Genomic DNA, 19,019 nt, shown 5'->3' with positions numbered 1-19,019 from the left:
ATACGTTTAGTTCTTTGTATGTTCTTTTTCATAGTGTTTTTTGAGAATATCCTCCCCAAAATCGTTCGTTAGGTCACGGGTTACCGTATGAATATGATTGCCGTTGTTTTGTGTGTTATCATATTCAATCAGAATGACATCGTTCTGAATCCGGTAATAGTGTCCGTTACTTTCTCCGTATTTTTTCCCGCCTGCCCATACAAATCTTAGTTGATTTAAACCCGCTTTTTCAATTTTCTGCATCAATTCGTTCGAAAAACCCAAAGGGTAATTCTTTACATAAACACTCAGCAAGCGTAGAAACAGCTTTTGCTGTGGGGCATTCATATCGGCAAAAGTAATTCCTTCATTTGCCAGTTGGCTTACTTTGCGTTTGTTTCCGGTAATGATATCTCCGGGCGCTGTTTCAGCAATGATTGTCTTTTTCAGTTGGTCAGTCGTCAAAGAGTTGAGCAGTTCAAAAGCAAAGTTCACCTCGTCTTTCAGAATCTGATATCCTTTCTTTTCACCGCTCGGCACAATGCCCGGGTTACTACCAAAAAACAATGGCGTTGCTGAAACAACTTTGCCAGATTCTGATGAAAAATTCAATGACAGATGATGGCCTTCCACACGCCAGCCCCATAGCTTCTTTTCATCGGGTGTACCGAAAATCGTAAAATAGTATTTTACCGGGCTGCGGTAATCGCTCTCAGGCGGAGCCTTCTCCAATTCTTTCAGAATTATCTCCAATTGAATAATGGCAATGGCCTTTTCCTGTCCCTGTTGGCTCAGCGTAGCTTTAAGCAGATTCATGGCTGCTGCCTTTTGCTTGTCGTTCATTTCACGTAGCATCAGTCCGTTTCTGGCTCTGGGCACAAAATACCAGTTAAAGCGCTCGTCTGAATCATAAGCATAGCTGATTTTTTCAAGCTGGGATTTATCCAGCAATTGCAGGAATGTTGAAGCAGTGTTGACAATCAATTTATTGTCAGAAGCTGTCTGGGCATGCACGGCCATGCAACAAACGCATACCATACACAGGGTAAGTAACGTTTTCATCTATTAAAGGCTGGTTGAATATTATTACCAAGTAAGTTCTATTTGTTATAAAAAACAAATTAATTTGTGGCGATTTAAAAGCTTTAAACCATGACAACAACCCAAACTATAGTCCTTTATCTGGCCGCTGTGTTGTATATTTTTGCGGGCATTATGCACTTTGCCAAAGAAAAATTTTACTTAAAATCTATGCCGCCATATATACCCTATCATAAGGCAATGGTGCAGTTGAGTGGTATAGCTGAAATTATATTGGGCGTAGGTCTTTTATTTCCTTTTATAAGAGTGTACGCCGCCTGGGGATTGATTCTACTCCTGATTGCCGTATTCCCGGCTAATATTTATATGGCTACCTCTCCTAAGTTTCATCGCATACCTAAGGTATTACTATGGCTGCGTTTACCGCTGCAACTGATACTCATCTGGTGGGCATATCAATATACCTGACGCTTTACCAGACATGCTGCCTACCGCACTTTTATGTAAAAATATATGATTCTGTTTGCTTAGCTTATTACTGTATTATTATTTCATAAAACTCCATTATTCATTTGTCAATACAGTGAAAACACCATTTGAAGTGATTCAACCCGACGATGGAAGTTCGTTCAGGCTCTTAGACCTCAAAATATCTTCAAACATTTTTCCGTGGACCTACCATTATCATCCCGAGTATGAAATGGTATATGTACACCACGGTACAGGCAGGCGGCATGTGGGTAATCACCTGAGTTATTATGAAGACGGCGATCTGGTTTTGATAGGCTCTAATTTACCACATGCTGGCTTTGGGTATGATGCGCTCGATGAACACGAAGAAACCGTAATACAGTTTAAAGAAAATTTTCTGGGTGAGGATTTTTTCGAAAGCCCCGAAATGGCTGCTATCAGGGCATTATTTGAACGCTCTAAACACGGCATTCACTTTTATGGAGAAACCAAAAGACTGATAGGTAATCGTTTGAAGAAAATGACTCAGTTGTCAAACTTCGCACGCATGGTTGAGTTGCTGTCCATTTTTCAGATACTGGCTGGCTCGGAAGAATACACACTGCTGAACGTGGCCGATACCGGGCACGATTTCAATCAGAAAGACCAGGCACGTATCAAACGGATTCACGAATATCTAGAGCAAACCTATCACTTGCCTATACAGATAAAAGAGGTGGCCGATGTGGCCCATCTCACAGTGCCCTCGTTCTGCAATTATTTCAGGAAAGTGATGAACATGACCTACACCGACTTCGTGAACGAATACCGTATCAATCAGGCATGCAAATTACTCATGACCGGAAAAAGCATAACCGATGTATGCTTTGAGTGTGGGTACACCAATGTTTCTTATTTCAGCAAGGTTTTTAAGCAGATAAAAGGCAAAAGCCCAATGCAGTTCAAAAATCTTGTTTTAAGAAAGAAATAACTCATTTAAAACGACATCTCACCACATATATCCCGCTCCAGATTAAACTTCACCCGTTCCGGTGATGCCTCTTTTCCGAAAAGATACATCATTTTAGTGATGGCGGCTTCTGTAGTAATATCCGAGCCACTCACAATACCTATTTCCTGCAGTTTCCGGCTGGTCTGATATACTCCCTGCAACACCCTGCCACCATCGCACTGCGAGACATTGAATATAACAATACCTTTATCGACTGCCTCTTTCAGTTCTTCCAGAAACCAGCCTTCAGAAGGGGCATTCCCTGCGCCGTAAGTTTCCAGCACTACACCTTTTAGCCCGGCTGTATTGAACAGGTTATGCATCAGATTTCTGTGCAGGCCGGGGAAAAGTTTCAATATCATTACGTTTTCGTCCAGGTGCTCATGTAGTTTCAGTGGCAAATCGGTACGATACTGACGTATAAAGGGGAAATTATAATCAATCGTAACACCTGCTTCAGCCAGAAAAGGGTAATTCTCAGACCTGAACGCGTTAAACTGGCTGCTTTCTTTCTTCTTGGCCCGGTTACCTCTCAATAAGTAAGAATTGAAATAAATGGCAACCTCGGGTACAATCGAACGACCATTGATTTGTGCCGAAGCTATTTCCAACGCCGTAATCAGATTCTCACGTGCATCGGTGCGGGCTACTCCGATAGGTAACTGAGCCCCCGTCAGAATCACCGGTTTGCTGAGGTTCTCAAGCAGGAAACTGAGCGCCGATGCCGTATAAGCCATCGTATCAGTGCCGTGCAGAATCACAAAGGCATCATAGTCATTGAAATTATCATACACAATACGGGCCATTTCTACCCAATCGGCGGGTTGCATGTTCGACGAATCTATGGGTTTGTCCAACGTCAGCGTAGTCAGTTCGCATTCCAGTCTGTGTAATTCAGGTACGTTGGTCAGTATCTCACTGAAAACAAAAGGCACTAAACTTTTACTTTTTGAATCGTAAACCATGCCTAATGTTCCGCCCGTATAAATCATTAAAACCGAGGTGGCACGATTATTTTTAATGGATGAAGTGTTGATTTTTGAGGTTTTATAACTCATAAAAAAGATTTTTTAAAGCAAAGTGCAAACCCTGCTTTTAATCTGGAATCCTGATTTTTTTTAAAATATGAAAGCGAAATTACTTAAAACGAAACATGTTTTTTTCTAAAATATACTTTTTTGAGTAAAAATACTCAAAATTCAACCTATTTAAGGTGATTTTGGAATTAACAAATTATACTATTCCAAGATTTTTTTTCACTTTTTTTGAATTTAATTTGAAATATTGCGTTATATTTGAAAAGCAACAAACTAAAAACACGATAAAAGGACGGAGATATGAATATGCAACCAACATTAAGAATCATAACAGACGATGTAACAATTATTGATTCCCTGGTTGATAACGGCGAAATGTTCAAGACGTTTGATACCGACAAAACTGCAGCTTTTCTGGTAGGAGAAGATTTTCATTTAGCTTTTTATTTTTCAGACAGTGCCCTCGAAAACCGTTTCCTGATGTATATCGTTGACGATTTTTCAGTAAACGAAGAATGTATGGCGTTTGTAGTGAAACACCTGGAGGAACAAATACAACAAAACCACCGAGTTTATATAATGAAACAGGCGCGTAACAAAGTGTTGGATATATTCTATATGACCGATACTTTCAAAGCTCTGTTTGGCAAAAAGAATGTACCTGAAGAAGACAAGTATTATTATTAATTACTCGATTTCGTCCAGAAACATTCTGTAAGCTCTCTTTAGCTCATCATAAGCTTTTTTATTCTGCTTCTGGTGAGCTATTTCAATACCTTTCTGGTATACCTGATCTGCCTCGTCAAACTGTTCTTGCTCAAAATACAAAGCCGCTGCATGATAATATGCCGGTACATAGTCCGGATGCTCAATCAATAATTTTTTCAGGTAACCCAATGCCTTGCCCGGATCTGAGTTCATATACTCCATGGCAACCCCATAAATATTGAACGGATCATCAGGGTCTTCTTCCAGATACTGCAACAAAATTTTTAACCGTTCCTCTTGCATACTATTGTTCTTTAATTTAGATTTGCAATGTTATGCATGCATAACATTTTATTGTCAGCCTACCTCCTGAAGTGGCAAAAATAGGCAATAAATTTGTTCATTATTATAAATAAAATGCTTTTTAGAAAACCCCTGAAAGCATCTATTCTATAATTATCTCCCTTTAGGGGTAAGGGACAAAATACTATGAAAATACTAGTCTGCATTTCAAACGTACCTGATACAACTTCAAAAATCAGCTTTACTGATGGCGATACCAAGTTGAATAAAACAGGAGTACAGTACATCATCGGACCCTACGATGATTACGCTCTGGCAAGAGCAGTAGAATTAAAAGAAAAATCGGGTGCAAGTATCACAGTTCTGAACGTAGGAGAAGCCGATGCCGAGCCGCAAATTCGTAAGGCACTGGCCATTGGTGCTGATGACGCCATCAGAGTGGATGCTGACCCTACCGACTCATACTTTGTAGCTGAACAAATAGCCGCCGTGGCAAAAGAAGGTAACTATGACCTGATATTAATGGGCCGCGAAACGAGTGATTACAACTCAGGCGTGGTGCATGGTATTGTGGGTGAAATACTCGGTATTCCGTCGTTCTCGCCGGTTATGCAATTAGATATAGAAAACGGCACTGCCCAAATGACCCGTGAGATAGAAGGCGGAAAAGAAAAACTGGAAGCCCCTCTCCCACTTGTTTTAGGCTGCCAGGAACCCATTGCCGAATGGAAAATACCGAACATGAGAGGTATCATGACGGCCCGTACCAAGCCTTTGAAAGTGATTCCGGCATCGGGTGAAGCACTTACATCCACAGACAAATACAGTCTGCCTCCGGCTAAAGGAGCCTGCAAGATGATTCCTGCCGATGAAGCAGAAAAACTAATCGAACTGCTTCACAAAGAGGCCAAGGTGCTTTAATCCATTATTTATTCATTTCAGAAAAGACTTTATAACATGGCTATATTAGTTTTCACAGAGATTGCCGACGGAGTAATCAAAAAATCATCACTCGAAGCCATTTATTATGGCGCTCAGGTGGCTGAAAAATCAGGCACAACCGTTACCGCATTGGCTATCGGTAAGGCCGACTCAGCAGAATTAGCTATTGCCGGGCATTATGGTGCCGGCAAGGTTTTACATGCCGGCGATGCAAAGCTGGACGCAGCCAACAGCATGGCTTATGCCAAAGTATTGGTTGAAGCGGCCAGAATTACTGATGCGAAAGTGATTATAACGGCAAAGTCATCATTAGCTGATGCCGTAACCGCCCGTGCGGCAGGTACACTGAAAGCAGCAGTAGTTGGTAATGTGGTGGAGCTTCCGGATTTATCGAACGGATTCAAGGTAAAAAGAAGTATTTTTACAGGTAAGGCTTTTGCCGACGTAAACCTGACAAGCGATATAAAAGTATTGGCAATCAAGAAAAACGTGGTGAACCCGGTAGAAGGCACAACTGCCGCTACTGTTGAAACCTTTGCTCCTGCACTGGCCGACAACCTTTTTACTGCCAAAGTAACAGAAACTGTAAAAGCATCCGGAACTGTATCATTGCCGGAAGCCGACCTCGTGGTATCAGGTGGCAGAGGTATGAAAGGCCCAGAGCACTGGCAACCATTGCTAGACCTTGCAGATGCCCTGGGTGCTGCAACAGCCTGTTCAAAACCGGTATCGGATCTGGACTGGAGACCTCACCATGAACACGTAGGCCAGACAGGCGTTAAAGTTTCTCCGAATCTGTATATTGCTTGTGGTATTTCCGGTGCTATACAGCATCTGGCGGGTGTCAATTCATCAAAAGTAATAGTGGTTATCAATAAAGACCCCGAAGCGCCTTTCTTTAAAGCAGCTGACTATGGAATTGTTGGCGATGTTTTTGATGTTCTGCCCAAGCTCACCAAAGCAGTTAAAGAATTGAAATAAGTTATTACAGATACGCAAAAAGCCTCAAGGATTAACTTTGAGGCTTTTTGCTTTTATATAGTGAGATTAGTTATACTGATTATTCAGGCGCCACAGAGTTTTGGTACTTTTCGGAAACCAAAACGCTTCAATTGAGGTTTACAACGCATAAGGATTAACCATGCCGGACTTTTTTATGATTGATTGAAGTGACGATTTAAGAAATCCTGTATATTTGCAACGTGGAAAAAATAAAACTAGAAATACTCGGCCTGTCTCCAAGCCAATCTCAAACGGGTTCATTTGCTTTAGTATTGGCAGAAGAATTCGGTAATCGCCGGTTACCAATTATTATCGGAATGTTCGAAGCGCAAGCCATTGCAATTGAAATGGAACGTATTACACCGAATCGCCCGATGACACACGACTTGTTTAAATCGTTTGCACGTGCTTTCGATTTTACAGTTGAAGAAATTCTGATTTCAGATTTGAAGGAAGGTATTTTTTACGCCAAAGTTGTTTGTACTGATGGTATCCGTCAGAAATCAATCGATGCTCGTCCGTCAGATGCCGTGGCCATCGGCCTGCGTTTTCAGGTGCCTATTTATACTACTGATCAGATTCTGACAGATGCCGGTATCACCACACAGGAAGCATCAACCGCTGATGAGCCACAGGAACTGGTATCGTCTTCTTCCCGCCCGCAAAAAGCCAAGAAAGATTCACTGAAAGACCTGAATCTGGAAGAACTCCACAACCTGCTAAGCCAGGCTTTGGCGAATGAAGAATACGAGAAAGCTGCTAAAATAAGAGATGAAATAGGTAAGAGAAACTAACTGTTTTTCTGCAACTATATACTATAAGCTGTTTGTCTTCGGACAAACAGCTTATTTTTTTATAGCCCTTCAGATTTCACCAATATTTTAAGAAAAAATTAATTTAAAATAAAAAACACCTTAAAACGTAATATAGTTTTTATAGATTTGGGCTTCGATAGCTGATATGAGTGTCTTTAGTTCTTTGCTGGCTTCTTTACTAATTCTCATATATATCATTTTAAAACCTATTATTATGTTCTCTTACCTGAAAAGAAAATTTGAAAAACACAAAATTAAAACAACTTTTAAGGAATACGGCTACAAAGTAGATGAGTATGATTTACCCGAATTCGGGAAAGTGAGTTTTGCCAAATGGAAAAACCCGCTGGAAGCTGAAAAGCATCTTTCGCAAAGCCAGGTCGATTTCTACAAGAAATTTCTAAAAAAAGGTGATTTTATCATTGACATAGGTGCACACATTGGTGATTCTACTATACCTATGGCGCTGGCTGTTGGCAAAGAAGGAACCGTTTTAGGCTTTGATCCGAATCCGTACATTTACAAAATATTAGAGCAGAATGCTGCTCTCAACAAGGAGTTGACTAATATCATTCCGCTAAAGCTGGCAATTACTACTTATGAGGGAGACTTCTTCTACAGCTCGTCTGAAGCAACATATAATAACGGCGGCATAGCCGAAACCCAACAAAACAGACATGGGAAATACGGATTGAACGAGAAAGTGAAAGGTGTTAACCTGGAGCATTTTCTGGATACCAATTATGCTGCACAACTGGGTAATTTAACATTGATAAAAATCGATACCGAAGGGTATGATACCGATATCATCAAGTCGATTTCTCCGCTGATACAAAAGTATAAACCGTTTATCATTTTTGAGTGTTTCCCGAAGTTATCCAGAGCAGAAAGACAGCATTTATTCGATCTGGTAGCCAACATGGGCTATGACCTGTATTATGTAGAAGCATTTGACGCAACTACTAAAAAATTGCCTATAAAACGTGAAAATATGAGTGACTGGAAGCATTTTGATATACTGGCCACTCCTAAAAATTAATAGCATTGTATAGTCTGGGTTATGAACATGTAAGTTTTTTTGCTATCTTACACTTTCATAAACCCTGACTAAACAATAGAAGCTTAGAATGATTAGAATACTGCGTAATTTTTTACCAATCCCCAATAAAGACCCTAATATCTTCTTTAGGTATATTTCATATATTGACATACTTGGTGTTTTTGAGCGCGACCCTTTTGGCAACTGGCTGATTTTAAAACGATTGATTATCCTGATTGCCGGTTTCCCTACCTACTGGCGCATAGCAGTGGCAAATCAACTGAAAGTAGAAGGTGCCGAGAAAATAGCCCGTTTACCTAACCAGAATGTCTATTTCATTTCAAATCACCAGACCTACTTTGCCGACGTAATTACGTTCTATCATATATTCTGTTCTGTAAAATGGGGCTTTGGCAACAGGGTTATCCCGGTAGCTTTATTTGCACCAAGAGCCCGTACTTTTTATGTAGCCGCCAGTGAGACCATGAAAGGCGGATGGATACCACGTATTTTCAGCCTGGCAGGAGCCATTCTGGTGGAACGGTCGTGGAGAGCCAAAGGCGAGAACGTGAAAAGAGAACTGGATACATCGGCTGGTAACAACGTGGCCAGGGGATTACAATTCGGTTGGGTGGTGAGTTTCCCGCAGGGTACTACCAGCCCTTATGCACCTATCCGTAAAGGTACAGCACACATTATCAAAGAAAACAACCCGATTGTGGTGCCGGTAGTGATCGACGGTTTCCGGAGAGCATTTAATAAAACGGGGCTTGCCTACAAAAAACGCAATACCGAATTACGGGTAAAATTCAAAGACCCTATCCATTTTTCGCCCGATGCAACGGTGGATGAAATAACCGAAGTAGTAAAGAATATCATCGAACAAAACATGCCGGAAAGAATAGCCAGATGGCGGGGTGATACTGCCGGGTCTGTTAAAAATCATTAAATTAGTCCATATTTCTGCTACATTTTTTATCTTTGCCCTAAATTACAAACAGGCAAAAGTTTGTTCTAATGATATTCAAGATGTCGAAACGAAAAATAGGCAGTTTTCCGAGTCTCTTAATTATTATCAGCTTAACAACTGCTTTATTTCTGATTGCCTTTACCGGCTGGATAGCACTCACATCGAAGCAATTGGTCGGGTACCTGAGGCAAAATATTGAGGTACAGGTGTATCTGGATAAAACAACAACCCCTGTTCAGCAGGATTCTATCAAGAATATTATTGCTAAAAAGAGCTATGTGGCCTATGTGAACAACGTACCACAGATAAAGTTTATATCGAAAGAAATTACCGCCCAGAAAGTTCTAAAAGACCTGAAAGAGGATTATAAAACCGTATTGGGCGAGAATCCCTACCGCGATGCCTTTAGTATCAAGATTCAGGAAGATTTTCTGAGTGAAACCAATCTTGAGAATATCAAAAAAGACATGGAACAATTATCTGGCGTTTTTGAAGCCGATTACGCCAAAGATTTTGTAGACAGTGTCAATAAAAATGCCTACAGTGCATTTCTTATTATTACGTCAATCATCGTGATTCTGCTGGTGGCCATTGTCTTGCTCATTAACAATACTATTCGCCTGGCGCTTTATTCTCAGCGTTTAATAATCAGAAGCATGCAGTTGGTAGGTGCCACCCATTGGTTTATACAGAAACCATTTATCGGGCGTGGCTTATGGCATGGGTTTCTGTCCGGAATAATCGCCATAGGCTTATTTATTGGAGTACAGCAGATTGCGGTTAATAAAATACAGAGCCTGGTTATTCTTCAGGACTATATCAAAATAGGTTTTCTATGTGGCGGGGTCATCGCATTGGGTATTCTGATCAGTGTTTTGAGTACTTTTCAGTCGATGTACAGGTATCTCAGAACAGACCTTGACGACTTATATTAAAACAACAATAAATATTATTCATGTGAAGAATATCCCTATTGCATGAGTATACCATAAAAATATTTCTCTGGGATACAGAACCTTTGTACTTATGAAAAATGCAGCTTCGAAAGCATCGGAAGTAAAAGAAACGTCTATCAACGAGACCAAAAGCGCTCTTCCGTTTACGCGTAAAAACTATACTTTAATGCTGATAGGCATCGGGCTTATCATCTTAGGGTTTATCGTCATGACCCAGGACAAAGAAGAGTTCGGCTTCGGTTTTCTTGGTATTACCTTAGGGCCTGCCCTTGTTTTCATTGGCTTCCTGTTTGAATTCTACGCTCTTTTCAAAAAGAAGTGAGCCGCTTAATTATTTGCATTTCCTGAACATTTATTACTTTTTCAATGGATTTTATACAAGCCATTATATTGGCCATTATTGAAGGCATAACAGAATACCTGCCCATCAGCTCTACCGGGCACATGATCATCGGTTCTTCATTAATGGGCATCAGCGAATTAGATTTCACTAAGGTTTTCGAAGTAAATATTCAATTTGGTGCTATATTATCAGTAATTGTACTTTACTGGAAGCGCTTTTTTCAGTCTATCCAGTTTTATACAAAACTGCTGGCGGCTTTTGTACCGGCCATGGTAATCGGTTTTCTGCTCAATGATTTCATCGATTCGCTGCTTGAAAGCGTACTCGTAGTGGCCGTGTCAATGGTTATCGGTGGAGTTGTTCTCGTATTTATTGACAAATACTTTGAAAACAAAGCTACCAAAGAAGATATCAGCTATCCGGACGCACTTAAAATTGGTTTGTTTCAATGCATTGCCATGATTCCGGGCGTTTCGCGCTCGGCAGCCAGTATCATTGGTGGTATGTTTCAGGGCCTGTCAAGAAAAGACTCTGCCGAGTTCTCCTTCTTTCTGGCCGTGCCAACCATGTTTGCAGCCTCTGCCTACAAACTGTTAAAAAGCTACAAAGCAGGCACGCTAACTTTTTCAACTGACGAACTTCAGCTTTTACTGATTGGTAATGTAGTAGCATTTGTTGTAGCCATGGCAGCCATTAAGTTCTTCATAGGTTATCTTCAGAAATACGGTTTCAAGGTTTTCGGATATTATAGAATAATTGTCGGCCTGATAATCTTAGGACTATTAGCAGCCGGATACGATTTGAAGATTGTTTAATGATGCAAGCACCCTCAGATGACCGAAACGATGTGTTGCTGATAGATAAACCCTTGAAATGGACATCGTTTGATGTGGTAAACAAGGTGCGGTATGCCGCCAAATACAAAAAGGTAGGCCACGCCGGAACACTCGACCCACTGGCCACTGGCTTGCTGATACTATGCACCAACAAGAAAACCAAAGAGATAGAAACCTATCAGGCACAGGAAAAAGAATATACAGGTACGCTGGTATTGGGTAAAACTACTCCTTCTGTTGACCTGGAAACTGAGTTTGATGCGGAGTATCCTGTAGATCATATTACGCCCGAAGCTATTAAAGAAGCAGTTTCTCAATTAACCGGACTCATCGACCAGATTCCTCCGGCACATTCTGCCATCCGTGTCGACGGCAAGAGAGCCTATGAGTCGGCAAGAAAAGGACTAGACGTTGCCTTGAAATCAAGACAGGTAGAAGTAAAAGCATTTGATGTAGATACCAGTCACTTCCCCGAAATATCATTCAGAATCGTATGCTCAAAAGGCACGTATATCCGTAGCATGGTCAGAGACTTCGGCCGGTTACTTCACTCAGGAGCCTACATGAGTTCGCTGCGCCGTACGCGTATTGGTGAATTCCGCATTGAAAATGCACTCAGCCTCGAACAATTTTTAGATAATATTCGTAATTTTGCGCCCGCAAAGTAAGCTGTTTATTTTAGATATTGTGCCGAGTGCCTCTTAAAACGATACAACCATTGAAAGTATATTATAATTTATCTGATTTTACACCCCTCAAAAATGCTGTGGTAACCAGCGGCACCTTTGACGGTGTTCATTTGGGTCATCAAAAAATCTTACAAATACTTCGGGAAACTACGATTGCTTCCGGTGGAGAATCGGTAGTACTGACTTTCTGGCCTCATCCACGGATGGTGGTTTCTCAGGATAGCCAGAGCCTGAAAATATTATCGACCATTGACGAGAAGATATCGTTACTCGAGCAACAGGGGGTAAATCATCTGTTAATCGTACCTTTTACCAGAGAGTTTTCAGAGCTGAGTTCGGAAGAATATGTGCAGAATATATTGCTTGATACCATCGGTACTAAAAAACTGGTAATAGGTTATGACCACCGTTTTGGCAGAAACCGTGAAGGAGGTTTTGAATATCTGGAACAAAACTCTCACCGGTTCGGAATCGAGATTGAAGAAATACCCCGGCAGGAAATCGACAATCTGGTGATCAGCTCTACACAAATACGTGAGTCTCTGCTGGAAGGACAGGTAAAAGCGGCCAATGAATTACTTGGCAGGCCATATAGTTTTTCGGGCATTGTAGTAAAAGGTCGACAATTAGGTCGCACCATCGGCTTCCCTACAGCCAATGTTCAGGTGGCCGAGTCATATAAACTGATTCCTGTCAACGGCGTGTATGCCGTAAAAACATGGGTAAGAGGAAACCTGCTCAACGGTATTATGAATATCGGTAACCGCCCTACGGTTGACGGCATCGGTAGAACACAGGAAGTTTACATTCTTGATTTTAATGAGGACATCTACGGTGAGCACATCACGGTTGAACTCGTAGACTACATCAGACCTGAACAGAAGTTCAACGGACTCGATGAACTGAAAAGTCAGATTTCTAAAGATACAGATACCGCCATACAAATTTTATGCAAATAGATGTAATTGAGATTGTCGGCTGGATTGGTGCTGTATTGATTACTGGCTCCTATTTTCTGAATATTCAGGGGAAACTCGATGCCAAAGATACCCGGTACATTTGGGCCAACGCCATTGGTGGAATATGCTTTGTAATTAACACATATTTCCACCAGGCGTATCCGTCAATGGCCGTGAATATCATTTGGGTGCTGATTGCAGTGGTGGCTGTTTTCCGCAAAAAATAGCATCAGGCATTTTTCACATAACTACCCAGCCATTTGATGGCGTGTCTGTGCTTTTTGAAAACCTTCTCCAGATTCTCGTCTTTGAAGAACCCTTCCAGTTCAATAAAAAACCAGAAATTAAAGTCTTCGCTTCCTTTGTAAGGGCGGCTCTCAATCTTTGTAAGGTTAACCCCAGCCTTTTTGAAATCCTGCAGAAAATTGGCAAGAATACCCGGTTTATCGGTATCAGGTAAACGTGCAATAATCGTAGTTTTATCATTACCGCTTTTCTGATTAACAAAGTCTTTGGCCAGTATGTAAAACCTTGTGCGGTTTTGTCCGTTATCTTCAATATTGTTAAAAAGTACAGGCAAGCTAAACAACTTAGCTGCAATTTCAGAGCAGATGGCCGCACTTTCAGGGTCTTCGGCAGCCAGTTTAGCAGCTTTCGAGGTCGACTCCACCTGAATCTCTTCCGGGTGCGTTTGTTCAAAGTATTTATTCAAAAACCCGCGGCATTGTCTGAACGCAATATCTTTCGAATAGATTCTCTTAATCCTTGATGGATTCTCCGCCTCTGTAGCCAGAGCAAAATGGACAGGAATCTTCAGTTCTGCGGCTACGTTTACACTCATCTCGTTCAGTAAATCAACCGTTTCGTAAACAATTCCTTCCTGATTATTTTCAATAGGAATCACACCATACTTGGCTCTGCCTGTATCAACCGCTTCAAATACCGACTTAATGGTAGGCAGGGTCATGTATTCGCTCATTGCGCCAAAACGGCTCTCTGCTGCCTGGTGAGTAAAACTCCCCTCCGGCCCCAGAAACGCAATTCTTTCAGGCAGCTCTATGTTACGGGCTGCCGCAAATATTTCCAGAAAAATAGCATCAATGGCGTCTTCCGTCAAAGGCCCGCTGCTTTGGGTTTTCATTCTGTCAAGAATATACTTCTCCCGCTCAGGTCTGTAAATAATGGCTTTGGTAGAGCGCTTTATTTCACCTACTTGCTGCACCAACTGCATGCGTTTGTTAAGTAGTATTAATAGCTGGTCGTCAATAGAGTCAATATCTTTTCTTACTTCGTCGAGTGTCACTGTTCAGATAGGAGTTAAAATTTTTATGATAATTTCGGGTATGTTATATTAAAATCAGGCAACCTCTTTAATATCCAGAATTGCTTCCAGTTTTTCATCAATTTCATCTTTTTCAATTCTAAGATTATCAATGATGAACTTCTGGCGCTCTGGTGTATTTTTGCCCATATAATAACTCAGAATTTTGGAAATAGACGATTCCTTTTCAAGAATAACCGGTTCCAGTTTGATATCCTCACCTATAAATCCTTCAAATTCATCCGGTGATATCTCTCCCAGTCCTTTGAAACGGGTTATCTCAGGCTTGGGGGATAATTTCTTGATAGCGGCTTCTCTTTCCTGATCCGAATAACAATAAATAGTTTCCTTTTTATTACGTACCCTGAAAAGCGGCGTCTCAAGAATATACAAATGCCCTTCTCTGACCAGGTCCGGGAAAAACTGCAGGAAGAATGTCAGCAACAACAGACGAATGTGCATACCGTCGACATCGGCATCTGTTGCCACAATTATTTTATTATAGCGTAGTGCATCCAGTCCGTCTTCAATATTGAGTGCATGCTGCAGAAGGTTGAACTCTTCGTTTTCGTAAACAATTTTTTTGGTGAGTCCGAAGCTGTTTAATGGCTTACCTCTCAGGCTGAAAACCGCCTGTAACTCAGGATTCCTGGCTTTCGTTATGGAGCCACTGGCCGAGTCACCCTCGGTAATAAACATCACGGTTTCGTGGCGTTTTTCATTTTTTTCGTCGTCCAGATGGAAACGGCAGTCGCGCAGTTTACGATTGTGCAGATTCGCTTTTTTTGCTCTTTCGTTAGCCAGTTTTTTAATTCCGGCCAGTTCTTTCCTTTCTCTCTCCGACTGCTCAATTCTTTTCTTCAACGCCTCTTTCACTGCCGGGTTCATGTGCAGATAATTATCGAGTTGCTCTTTCAGAAAATCACCGATGAATACCCGTATTGTAGGCGAATTAGGCTCGGGTGACATGGTCTGTGAGCCTAATTTGGTTTTGGTCTGAGACTCAAAAACCGGCTCCTGTACTCTTATTGAAATAGCACCAATGATTGACTGACGGATGTCTTCCGGTGTGTAGTCTTTACCAAAGTGCTCTCTTACTGTGCGCACAATTGCCTCTCTGAAACTCGAAAGGTGAGTTCCACCCTGCGTTGTATTCTGGCCGTTTACAAATGAATAATATTCTTCTCCATACTGGTTGCTATGTGAAAGAGCTACTTCAATATCTTCTCCTTTTAAATGAATGATAGGATATCGCAAGGAATCTTCATCAGTTTTACGGCGTAAAAGGTCTAACAAACCATTCTGCGATACATATTTCTGCTTGTTGAAAAAAATAGCCAGGCCCGCATTCAGATAGCAATAGTTCCAAATCATTGATTCTACAAATTGCGGAATATAATGATAGTGTTTAAAAACGGTGTCGTCGGGAGTGAAAATAACCCATGTGCCGTTTTTCTGATCAGAATCTATAATTTCCGATTCACTCAGCAGCTCACCTTTAGAAAATTCTGCCCATTTTGTTTTTCCCTCTCTGAACGCCTGTACCCTGAACTTCGCAGAAAGCGCATTCACCGCTTTTGTACCCACCCCATTGAGCCCTACCGCCTTCTGAAAAGCCTTGCTGTCGTATTTTGCTCCGGTGTTTATTTTAGATACCACATCAACCACTTTACCTAAAGGTATCCCTCTGCCATAATCTCTTATCTCAACTCTTCCGTCGTCCAGTTTTATTTCAATAGATCTGCCATAACCCATGGCATATTCATCAATACAATTATCCAGAACTTCTTTTACTAAAACATAGATTCCATCATCAGCGGCCGAACCGTCTCCCAATTTCCCGATGTACATACCCGGCCGCAATCTTATGTGTTCTTTCCAGTCTAGCGAGCGAATACTGTCTTCGTTATAAGTTACTTCCTTGTTTTCAGCCATTTTGAAAAATATATTTTGATTTATCCGTTTTTATATTTTACTTTGTATTTCAAAGTTCTTTTTAACACATACTTAACAGCAAACAGCGAAAAAATAAAAAAACTTCACTTACTTTGCATTGTATTCATTTGTGGCTAATTAAACTTTCGAAATAGTAATTTGGCAAATAACGTTATAGATATGAAATTTAGCAAAAATAATTTCTTACAAAATTTCTTCAAAATTACGGTTTTTACACTAATTCTAAGCAATTCTTTCGGACAAAATGCCCCAACCGGTACCGGAAACGCACCAGCTAATGCACCTGTAACTCCTACCAATACACAAGGTACACAAGGAACACCAGGCAATCCGCAAACCAACCCCACAAACGTGCCTCAGAGGCAAACTGTGCAACAAAATCAACAGCCAAATCGTACCAGAACCGTCACCAATGATCCAAATAATACCAGGAATCAGCAATTAACTACAGCTGATCTGGCAAGTATGGCGAAAGAAGATTCGATAAAAGCAGTTCGGGAGGCTGACCTTGAAAAAGATGTGGCCAGAGCAACATTAAGAAGAAGAATTTTTGGCTATAATCTTTTCAACACCATTAAGTTTGATCCAACACCAGCCATTAACATTGCTACACCCAACAACTATGTTTTAGGCCCGAATGATCAGTTAATTATAGAAATTTATGGTTATTCACAATCTACAGTTAAAGCTATCGTCTCTCCTGACGGCTACATTACAATAAACCCTGTCGGTCTTATTTATGTGGCGGGCTCAACTATTGAACAGGCCAAAGAAAAAATACTGAGTAAATTATCAAAAGTATATACGGGTTTAAGATCATACGAGGGCAACTCGCCCAATACACATCTTGTGGTATCGTTAGGTAATATCAGAAGCATTAAAGTAACCGTTACCGGAGAAGTCATTGCTCCCGGTACCTACACGCTTTCTTCTCTCTCTACTATTATGAACGCACTGTATGCATGCGGTGGCCCTAATGAGTTGGGTACTTATCGTAAAGTGAAAGTGATTAGAGGTAATAAAGAGGTAGCCACACTTGATCTGTATGAAGTTTTGGTAAATGGCTTTGCTAAAGACAACATTATATTACAGGACCAGGACATCGTTCAGGTTTCACCTTATATTTCAAGAGTGGCTATTCAGGGTCACACTAAAAGAAATGGTTTGTTTGAGTTAACAGAAGAAGAAAAGCTGCAAGACGCCATTGCTTATGCTGGTGGGTTTAATCAATACGCTTATAGACATCGTTTGAAGATACACAGGAATACCAGTCGTGAAAAGAAGATTCTGGATGTGATGGAATCACAATTTCCTTCTTTTCCTGTCATGTCTGGCGACTCTATCATAACCGAAAGGCTTTTGGAACGCTACGAAAACATGGTTACAATTGAGGGTTCTGTTTTTCGCCCGGGTCAATATTCTCTCGATAATAGCCCAACCCTTATGGCATTAATTAAATCGGCGGAAGGACTACGAGGAGAAGCGCTAACCGGAAGAGTGGCCATTGTTAGAACACGCGAAGATATGCTTATAGAAAACATATCGTTGAATCTTGATGATATTCTGAAAGGACGGTCTGCTGATATACCTTTAAAAAGAGAAGACATTGTGTCTATCCCGTCAATCTTTGATTTGACTGAATCGGCTTATGTGCGTATTCAGGGAGCAGTGAATAATCCGGAAGGTGAAACGGGCATTGAAATTCCATATGTTAAAAACCTTACTATTGAAGACGTACTGATAAAAGTTGGCGGTTTGTCTGAATCTGCTTCTTTATCAAGAGTAGAAGTTGTTCGTAGAAAAAGAAACGTGGATCCAACATCAGCAAGTGCGCAAATTTCAGATACTTTCCAATTCGTTATTCGCCCTGATTTAAGTGTTGAACAAAGTGCTAATACGTTTACGCTGTTGCCTTTCGATGAAATCTTCATAAGAAAATCGCCCAATTATTTGAAGCAGGCTTTTGTAGAGGTAGAGGGAGAGGTATTATTCCCTGCCAAATATGGTATCAAGAATAAAGATGAAAAGATATCAGATGTAATAGCCCGTTCAGGCGGTTTAACCCCACAATCGTATCTTGAAGGTGCCACGTTGATCAGAGAAATTCAGTTAAGTGATGTTGAAATTGAGCAACGCAGAAAAACAATTGACGAAATTGCCAATAGCTCAAATAATAATCAGTCTATTCAGGTAGATGATGTAAGCGACATCAAAAAATCTTCGATAGGTATCAATCTAAGAAAAATCATTGAAAGCCCCGGCTCAAATGAAGACATGATTTTACAGGATGGAGATATTATCAGAATCCCTAAATTGCTGGAGACTGTTCGTGTACAAGGCGAAGTGCTATACCCTACTACTGTTAAATATTTATACAAAGATAGTTTCATCAACTACATTTCTAAAGCCGGTGGTTTTACCAAACGCTCAATGAAAAGCAAATCTTATGTGCTATATGCCAATGGCTCTGTAGACAGAACAAGACGCTTTTTCTTTGTTAACATTTATCCGAAAGTTGCTCCGGGGTCTGAGATTATTATTCCTCAAAGAAGTACTACTGCGCAACAACAAATTAACCAGGTACAAGGTTTCTTAACTGCCATCGGTGCCACGATGACCACCTTTATTGGTATTTTGGGTATTATCAGTATTTCAAGGTAA

20 protein-coding genes are annotated in these 19,019 nt (G+C 40.9%); 15 read left to right on the top strand and 5 right to left on the bottom strand.

Going from position 1 to position 19,019, the window contains the following annotated elements; genetic code table 11:
* Window positions 1-6: 6 nt before the first annotated feature.
* Window positions 7-1,041 carry a DUF3500 domain-containing protein gene (locus AC1RRY_RS09645; RefSeq protein ID WP_492816031.1) on the bottom strand — a complete coding sequence of 345 codons (1,035 nt, stop codon included), beginning with the start codon at window positions 1,039-1,041 and terminating at the stop codon, window positions 7-9.
* 90 nt (window positions 1,042-1,131) lie between these two features.
* Between AC1RRY_RS09645 and AC1RRY_RS09640 the strand changes: the two genes are divergently transcribed.
* Window positions 1,132-1,488 carry a DoxX family protein gene (locus AC1RRY_RS09640; RefSeq protein ID WP_492816033.1) on the top strand — a complete coding sequence of 119 codons (357 nt, stop codon included), beginning with the start codon at window positions 1,132-1,134 and terminating at the stop codon, window positions 1,486-1,488.
* A 115-nt stretch (window positions 1,489-1,603) separates the two neighbouring features.
* The gene (locus AC1RRY_RS09635) at window positions 1,604-2,461 is read left to right on the top strand and encodes an AraC family transcriptional regulator (protein WP_492816035.1); all 858 of its coding nucleotides are present in this window, start codon (window positions 1,604-1,606) and stop codon (window positions 2,459-2,461) included.
* A gap of 5 nt (window positions 2,462-2,466) precedes the next feature.
* On the opposite strand, the gene AC1RRY_RS09630 is transcribed toward AC1RRY_RS09635, so the two are convergent.
* Window positions 2,467-3,540: an asparaginase gene (locus AC1RRY_RS09630; protein ID WP_492816037.1), complete on the bottom strand. Its 1,074-nt coding sequence runs from the start codon at window positions 3,538-3,540 to the stop codon at window positions 2,467-2,469.
* A 279-nt stretch (window positions 3,541-3,819) separates the two neighbouring features.
* Between AC1RRY_RS09630 and AC1RRY_RS09625 the strand changes: the two genes are divergently transcribed.
* Window positions 3,820-4,206, top strand: a complete 387-nt coding sequence (locus AC1RRY_RS09625; protein ID WP_492816039.1) for a hypothetical protein — start codon at window positions 3,820-3,822, stop codon at window positions 4,204-4,206.
* Here AC1RRY_RS09625 and AC1RRY_RS09620 read toward each other — a convergent pair whose 3' ends face one another.
* Entirely contained in the window at window positions 4,207-4,530 is a 324-nt protein-coding gene (locus AC1RRY_RS09620; protein WP_492816041.1) for a tetratricopeptide repeat protein, read from the bottom strand.
* A gap of 186 nt (window positions 4,531-4,716) precedes the next feature.
* Between AC1RRY_RS09620 and AC1RRY_RS09615 the strand changes: the two genes are divergently transcribed.
* The 11 genes from AC1RRY_RS09615 to AC1RRY_RS09565 all read left to right on the top strand — a co-directional run bounded on the left by AC1RRY_RS09615 (window position 4,717) and on the right by AC1RRY_RS09565 (window position 13,308).
* A complete protein-coding gene (locus tag AC1RRY_RS09615; RefSeq protein WP_492816043.1) occupies window positions 4,717-5,451 on the top strand; it encodes an electron transfer flavoprotein subunit beta/FixA family protein in 735 nt (244 codons plus the stop codon).
* Between the two features lie 36 nt (window positions 5,452-5,487).
* On the top strand, window positions 5,488-6,453 hold the full coding sequence (locus AC1RRY_RS09610; RefSeq protein WP_492816045.1) for an electron transfer flavoprotein subunit alpha/FixB family protein: 966 nt from the start codon (window positions 5,488-5,490) through the stop codon (window positions 6,451-6,453).
* A 221-nt stretch (window positions 6,454-6,674) separates the two neighbouring features.
* Complete coding sequence (locus AC1RRY_RS09605; protein ID WP_492816047.1) at window positions 6,675-7,268, top strand: bifunctional nuclease family protein; 594 nt, start codon at window positions 6,675-6,677, stop codon at window positions 7,266-7,268.
* Between the two features lie 235 nt (window positions 7,269-7,503).
* Window positions 7,504-8,328, top strand: a complete 825-nt coding sequence (locus tag AC1RRY_RS09600; protein ID WP_492816049.1) for an FkbM family methyltransferase — start codon at window positions 7,504-7,506, stop codon at window positions 8,326-8,328.
* A gap of 88 nt (window positions 8,329-8,416) precedes the next feature.
* The gene (locus AC1RRY_RS09595; RefSeq protein WP_492816051.1) at window positions 8,417-9,277 is read left to right on the top strand and encodes a lysophospholipid acyltransferase family protein; all 861 of its coding nucleotides are present in this window, start codon (window positions 8,417-8,419) and stop codon (window positions 9,275-9,277) included.
* 80 nt (window positions 9,278-9,357) lie between these two features.
* The gene (locus AC1RRY_RS09590) at window positions 9,358-10,233 is read left to right on the top strand and encodes a cell division protein FtsX (protein WP_492816053.1); all 876 of its coding nucleotides are present in this window, start codon (window positions 9,358-9,360) and stop codon (window positions 10,231-10,233) included.
* A gap of 91 nt (window positions 10,234-10,324) precedes the next feature.
* Window positions 10,325-10,576 (top strand): DUF3098 domain-containing protein, encoded by a 252-nt coding sequence (locus AC1RRY_RS09585; RefSeq protein WP_492816055.1) that lies wholly within the window; start codon window positions 10,325-10,327, stop codon window positions 10,574-10,576.
* 44 nt (window positions 10,577-10,620) lie between these two features.
* Window positions 10,621-11,412: an undecaprenyl-diphosphate phosphatase gene (locus tag AC1RRY_RS09580; protein WP_492816057.1), complete on the top strand. Its 792-nt coding sequence runs from the start codon at window positions 10,621-10,623 to the stop codon at window positions 11,410-11,412.
* On the top strand, window positions 11,412-12,101 hold the full coding sequence (truB, locus tag AC1RRY_RS09575) for a tRNA pseudouridine(55) synthase TruB (RefSeq protein WP_492816059.1): 690 nt from the start codon (window positions 11,412-11,414) through the stop codon (window positions 12,099-12,101). The genes AC1RRY_RS09580 and truB overlap by 1 nt, the downstream gene beginning before the upstream one ends.
* Before the next feature lie 50 nt (window positions 12,102-12,151).
* Window positions 12,152-13,081 carry a bifunctional riboflavin kinase/FAD synthetase gene (locus AC1RRY_RS09570; RefSeq protein WP_492816061.1) on the top strand — a complete coding sequence of 310 codons (930 nt, stop codon included), beginning with the start codon at window positions 12,152-12,154 and terminating at the stop codon, window positions 13,079-13,081.
* Window positions 13,072-13,308, top strand: coding sequence for a CBU_0592 family membrane protein (locus AC1RRY_RS09565; RefSeq protein ID WP_492816063.1), 237 nt, complete (start codon window positions 13,072-13,074; stop codon window positions 13,306-13,308). Before AC1RRY_RS09570 ends, AC1RRY_RS09565 begins: the two co-directional genes overlap by 10 nt.
* Window positions 13,309-13,310: 2 nt before the next feature.
* Here AC1RRY_RS09565 and pheA read toward each other — a convergent pair whose 3' ends face one another.
* Together pheA and AC1RRY_RS09555 are read right to left on the bottom strand one after the other, a co-directional pair.
* On the bottom strand, window positions 13,311-14,384 hold the full coding sequence (gene pheA, locus AC1RRY_RS09560; protein ID WP_492816065.1) for a chorismate mutase: 1,074 nt from the start codon (window positions 14,382-14,384) through the stop codon (window positions 13,311-13,313).
* A gap of 54 nt (window positions 14,385-14,438) precedes the next feature.
* The gene (locus AC1RRY_RS09555; RefSeq protein ID WP_492816067.1) at window positions 14,439-16,337 is read right to left on the bottom strand and encodes a DNA topoisomerase IV subunit B; all 1,899 of its coding nucleotides are present in this window, start codon (window positions 16,335-16,337) and stop codon (window positions 14,439-14,441) included.
* Window positions 16,338-16,517: 180 nt separating this feature from the next.
* Between AC1RRY_RS09555 and AC1RRY_RS09550 the strand changes: the two genes are divergently transcribed.
* Window positions 16,518-19,019: a polysaccharide biosynthesis/export family protein gene (locus tag AC1RRY_RS09550; RefSeq protein WP_492816069.1), complete on the top strand. Its 2,502-nt coding sequence runs from the start codon at window positions 16,518-16,520 to the stop codon at window positions 19,017-19,019.

It is taken from the genome of Emticicia sp. GW821-FHT11C11 (assembly GCF_058808615.1).
Note: the sequence above shows the minus strand (reverse complement) of the source record. Positions and strands in the feature narration are given on the sequence as shown.

What these genes read in the sequence shown, in the direction of transcription:
- AC1RRY_RS09645 (WP_492816031.1), bottom strand. Translation starts at nt 1,041, where the DNA reads ATGAAAACGTTACTTACCCTGTGTATGGTATGCGTTTGTTGCATGGCC.
- AC1RRY_RS09640 (WP_492816033.1), top strand. Translation starts at nt 1,132, where the DNA reads ATGACAACAACCCAAACTATAGTCCTTTATCTGGCCGCTGTGTTGTAT.
- AC1RRY_RS09630 (WP_492816037.1), bottom strand. Translation starts at nt 3,540, where the DNA reads ATGAGTTATAAAACCTCAAAAATCAACACTTCATCCATTAAAAATAAT.
- AC1RRY_RS09625 (WP_492816039.1), top strand. Translation starts at nt 3,820, where the DNA reads ATGAATATGCAACCAACATTAAGAATCATAACAGACGATGTAACAATT.
- AC1RRY_RS09620 (WP_492816041.1), bottom strand. Translation starts at nt 4,530, where the DNA reads ATGCAAGAGGAACGGTTAAAAATTTTGTTGCAGTATCTGGAAGAAGAC.
- AC1RRY_RS09615 (WP_492816043.1), top strand. Translation starts at nt 4,717, where the DNA reads ATGAAAATACTAGTCTGCATTTCAAACGTACCTGATACAACTTCAAAA.
- AC1RRY_RS09610 (WP_492816045.1), top strand. Translation starts at nt 5,488, where the DNA reads ATGGCTATATTAGTTTTCACAGAGATTGCCGACGGAGTAATCAAAAAA.
- AC1RRY_RS09600 (WP_492816049.1), top strand. Translation starts at nt 7,504, where the DNA reads ATGTTCTCTTACCTGAAAAGAAAATTTGAAAAACACAAAATTAAAACA.
- AC1RRY_RS09595 (WP_492816051.1), top strand. Translation starts at nt 8,417, where the DNA reads ATGATTAGAATACTGCGTAATTTTTTACCAATCCCCAATAAAGACCCT.
- AC1RRY_RS09590 (WP_492816053.1), top strand. Translation starts at nt 9,358, where the DNA reads ATGTCGAAACGAAAAATAGGCAGTTTTCCGAGTCTCTTAATTATTATC.
- AC1RRY_RS09585 (WP_492816055.1), top strand. Translation starts at nt 10,325, where the DNA reads ATGAAAAATGCAGCTTCGAAAGCATCGGAAGTAAAAGAAACGTCTATC.
- AC1RRY_RS09580 (WP_492816057.1), top strand. Translation starts at nt 10,621, where the DNA reads ATGGATTTTATACAAGCCATTATATTGGCCATTATTGAAGGCATAACA.
- truB (WP_492816059.1), top strand. Translation starts at nt 11,412, where the DNA reads ATGATGCAAGCACCCTCAGATGACCGAAACGATGTGTTGCTGATAGAT.
- AC1RRY_RS09565 (WP_492816063.1), top strand. Translation starts at nt 13,072, where the DNA reads ATGCAAATAGATGTAATTGAGATTGTCGGCTGGATTGGTGCTGTATTG.
- AC1RRY_RS09555 (WP_492816067.1), bottom strand. Translation starts at nt 16,337, where the DNA reads ATGGCTGAAAACAAGGAAGTAACTTATAACGAAGACAGTATTCGCTCG.
- AC1RRY_RS09550 (WP_492816069.1), top strand. Translation starts at nt 16,518, where the DNA reads ATGAAATTTAGCAAAAATAATTTCTTACAAAATTTCTTCAAAATTACG.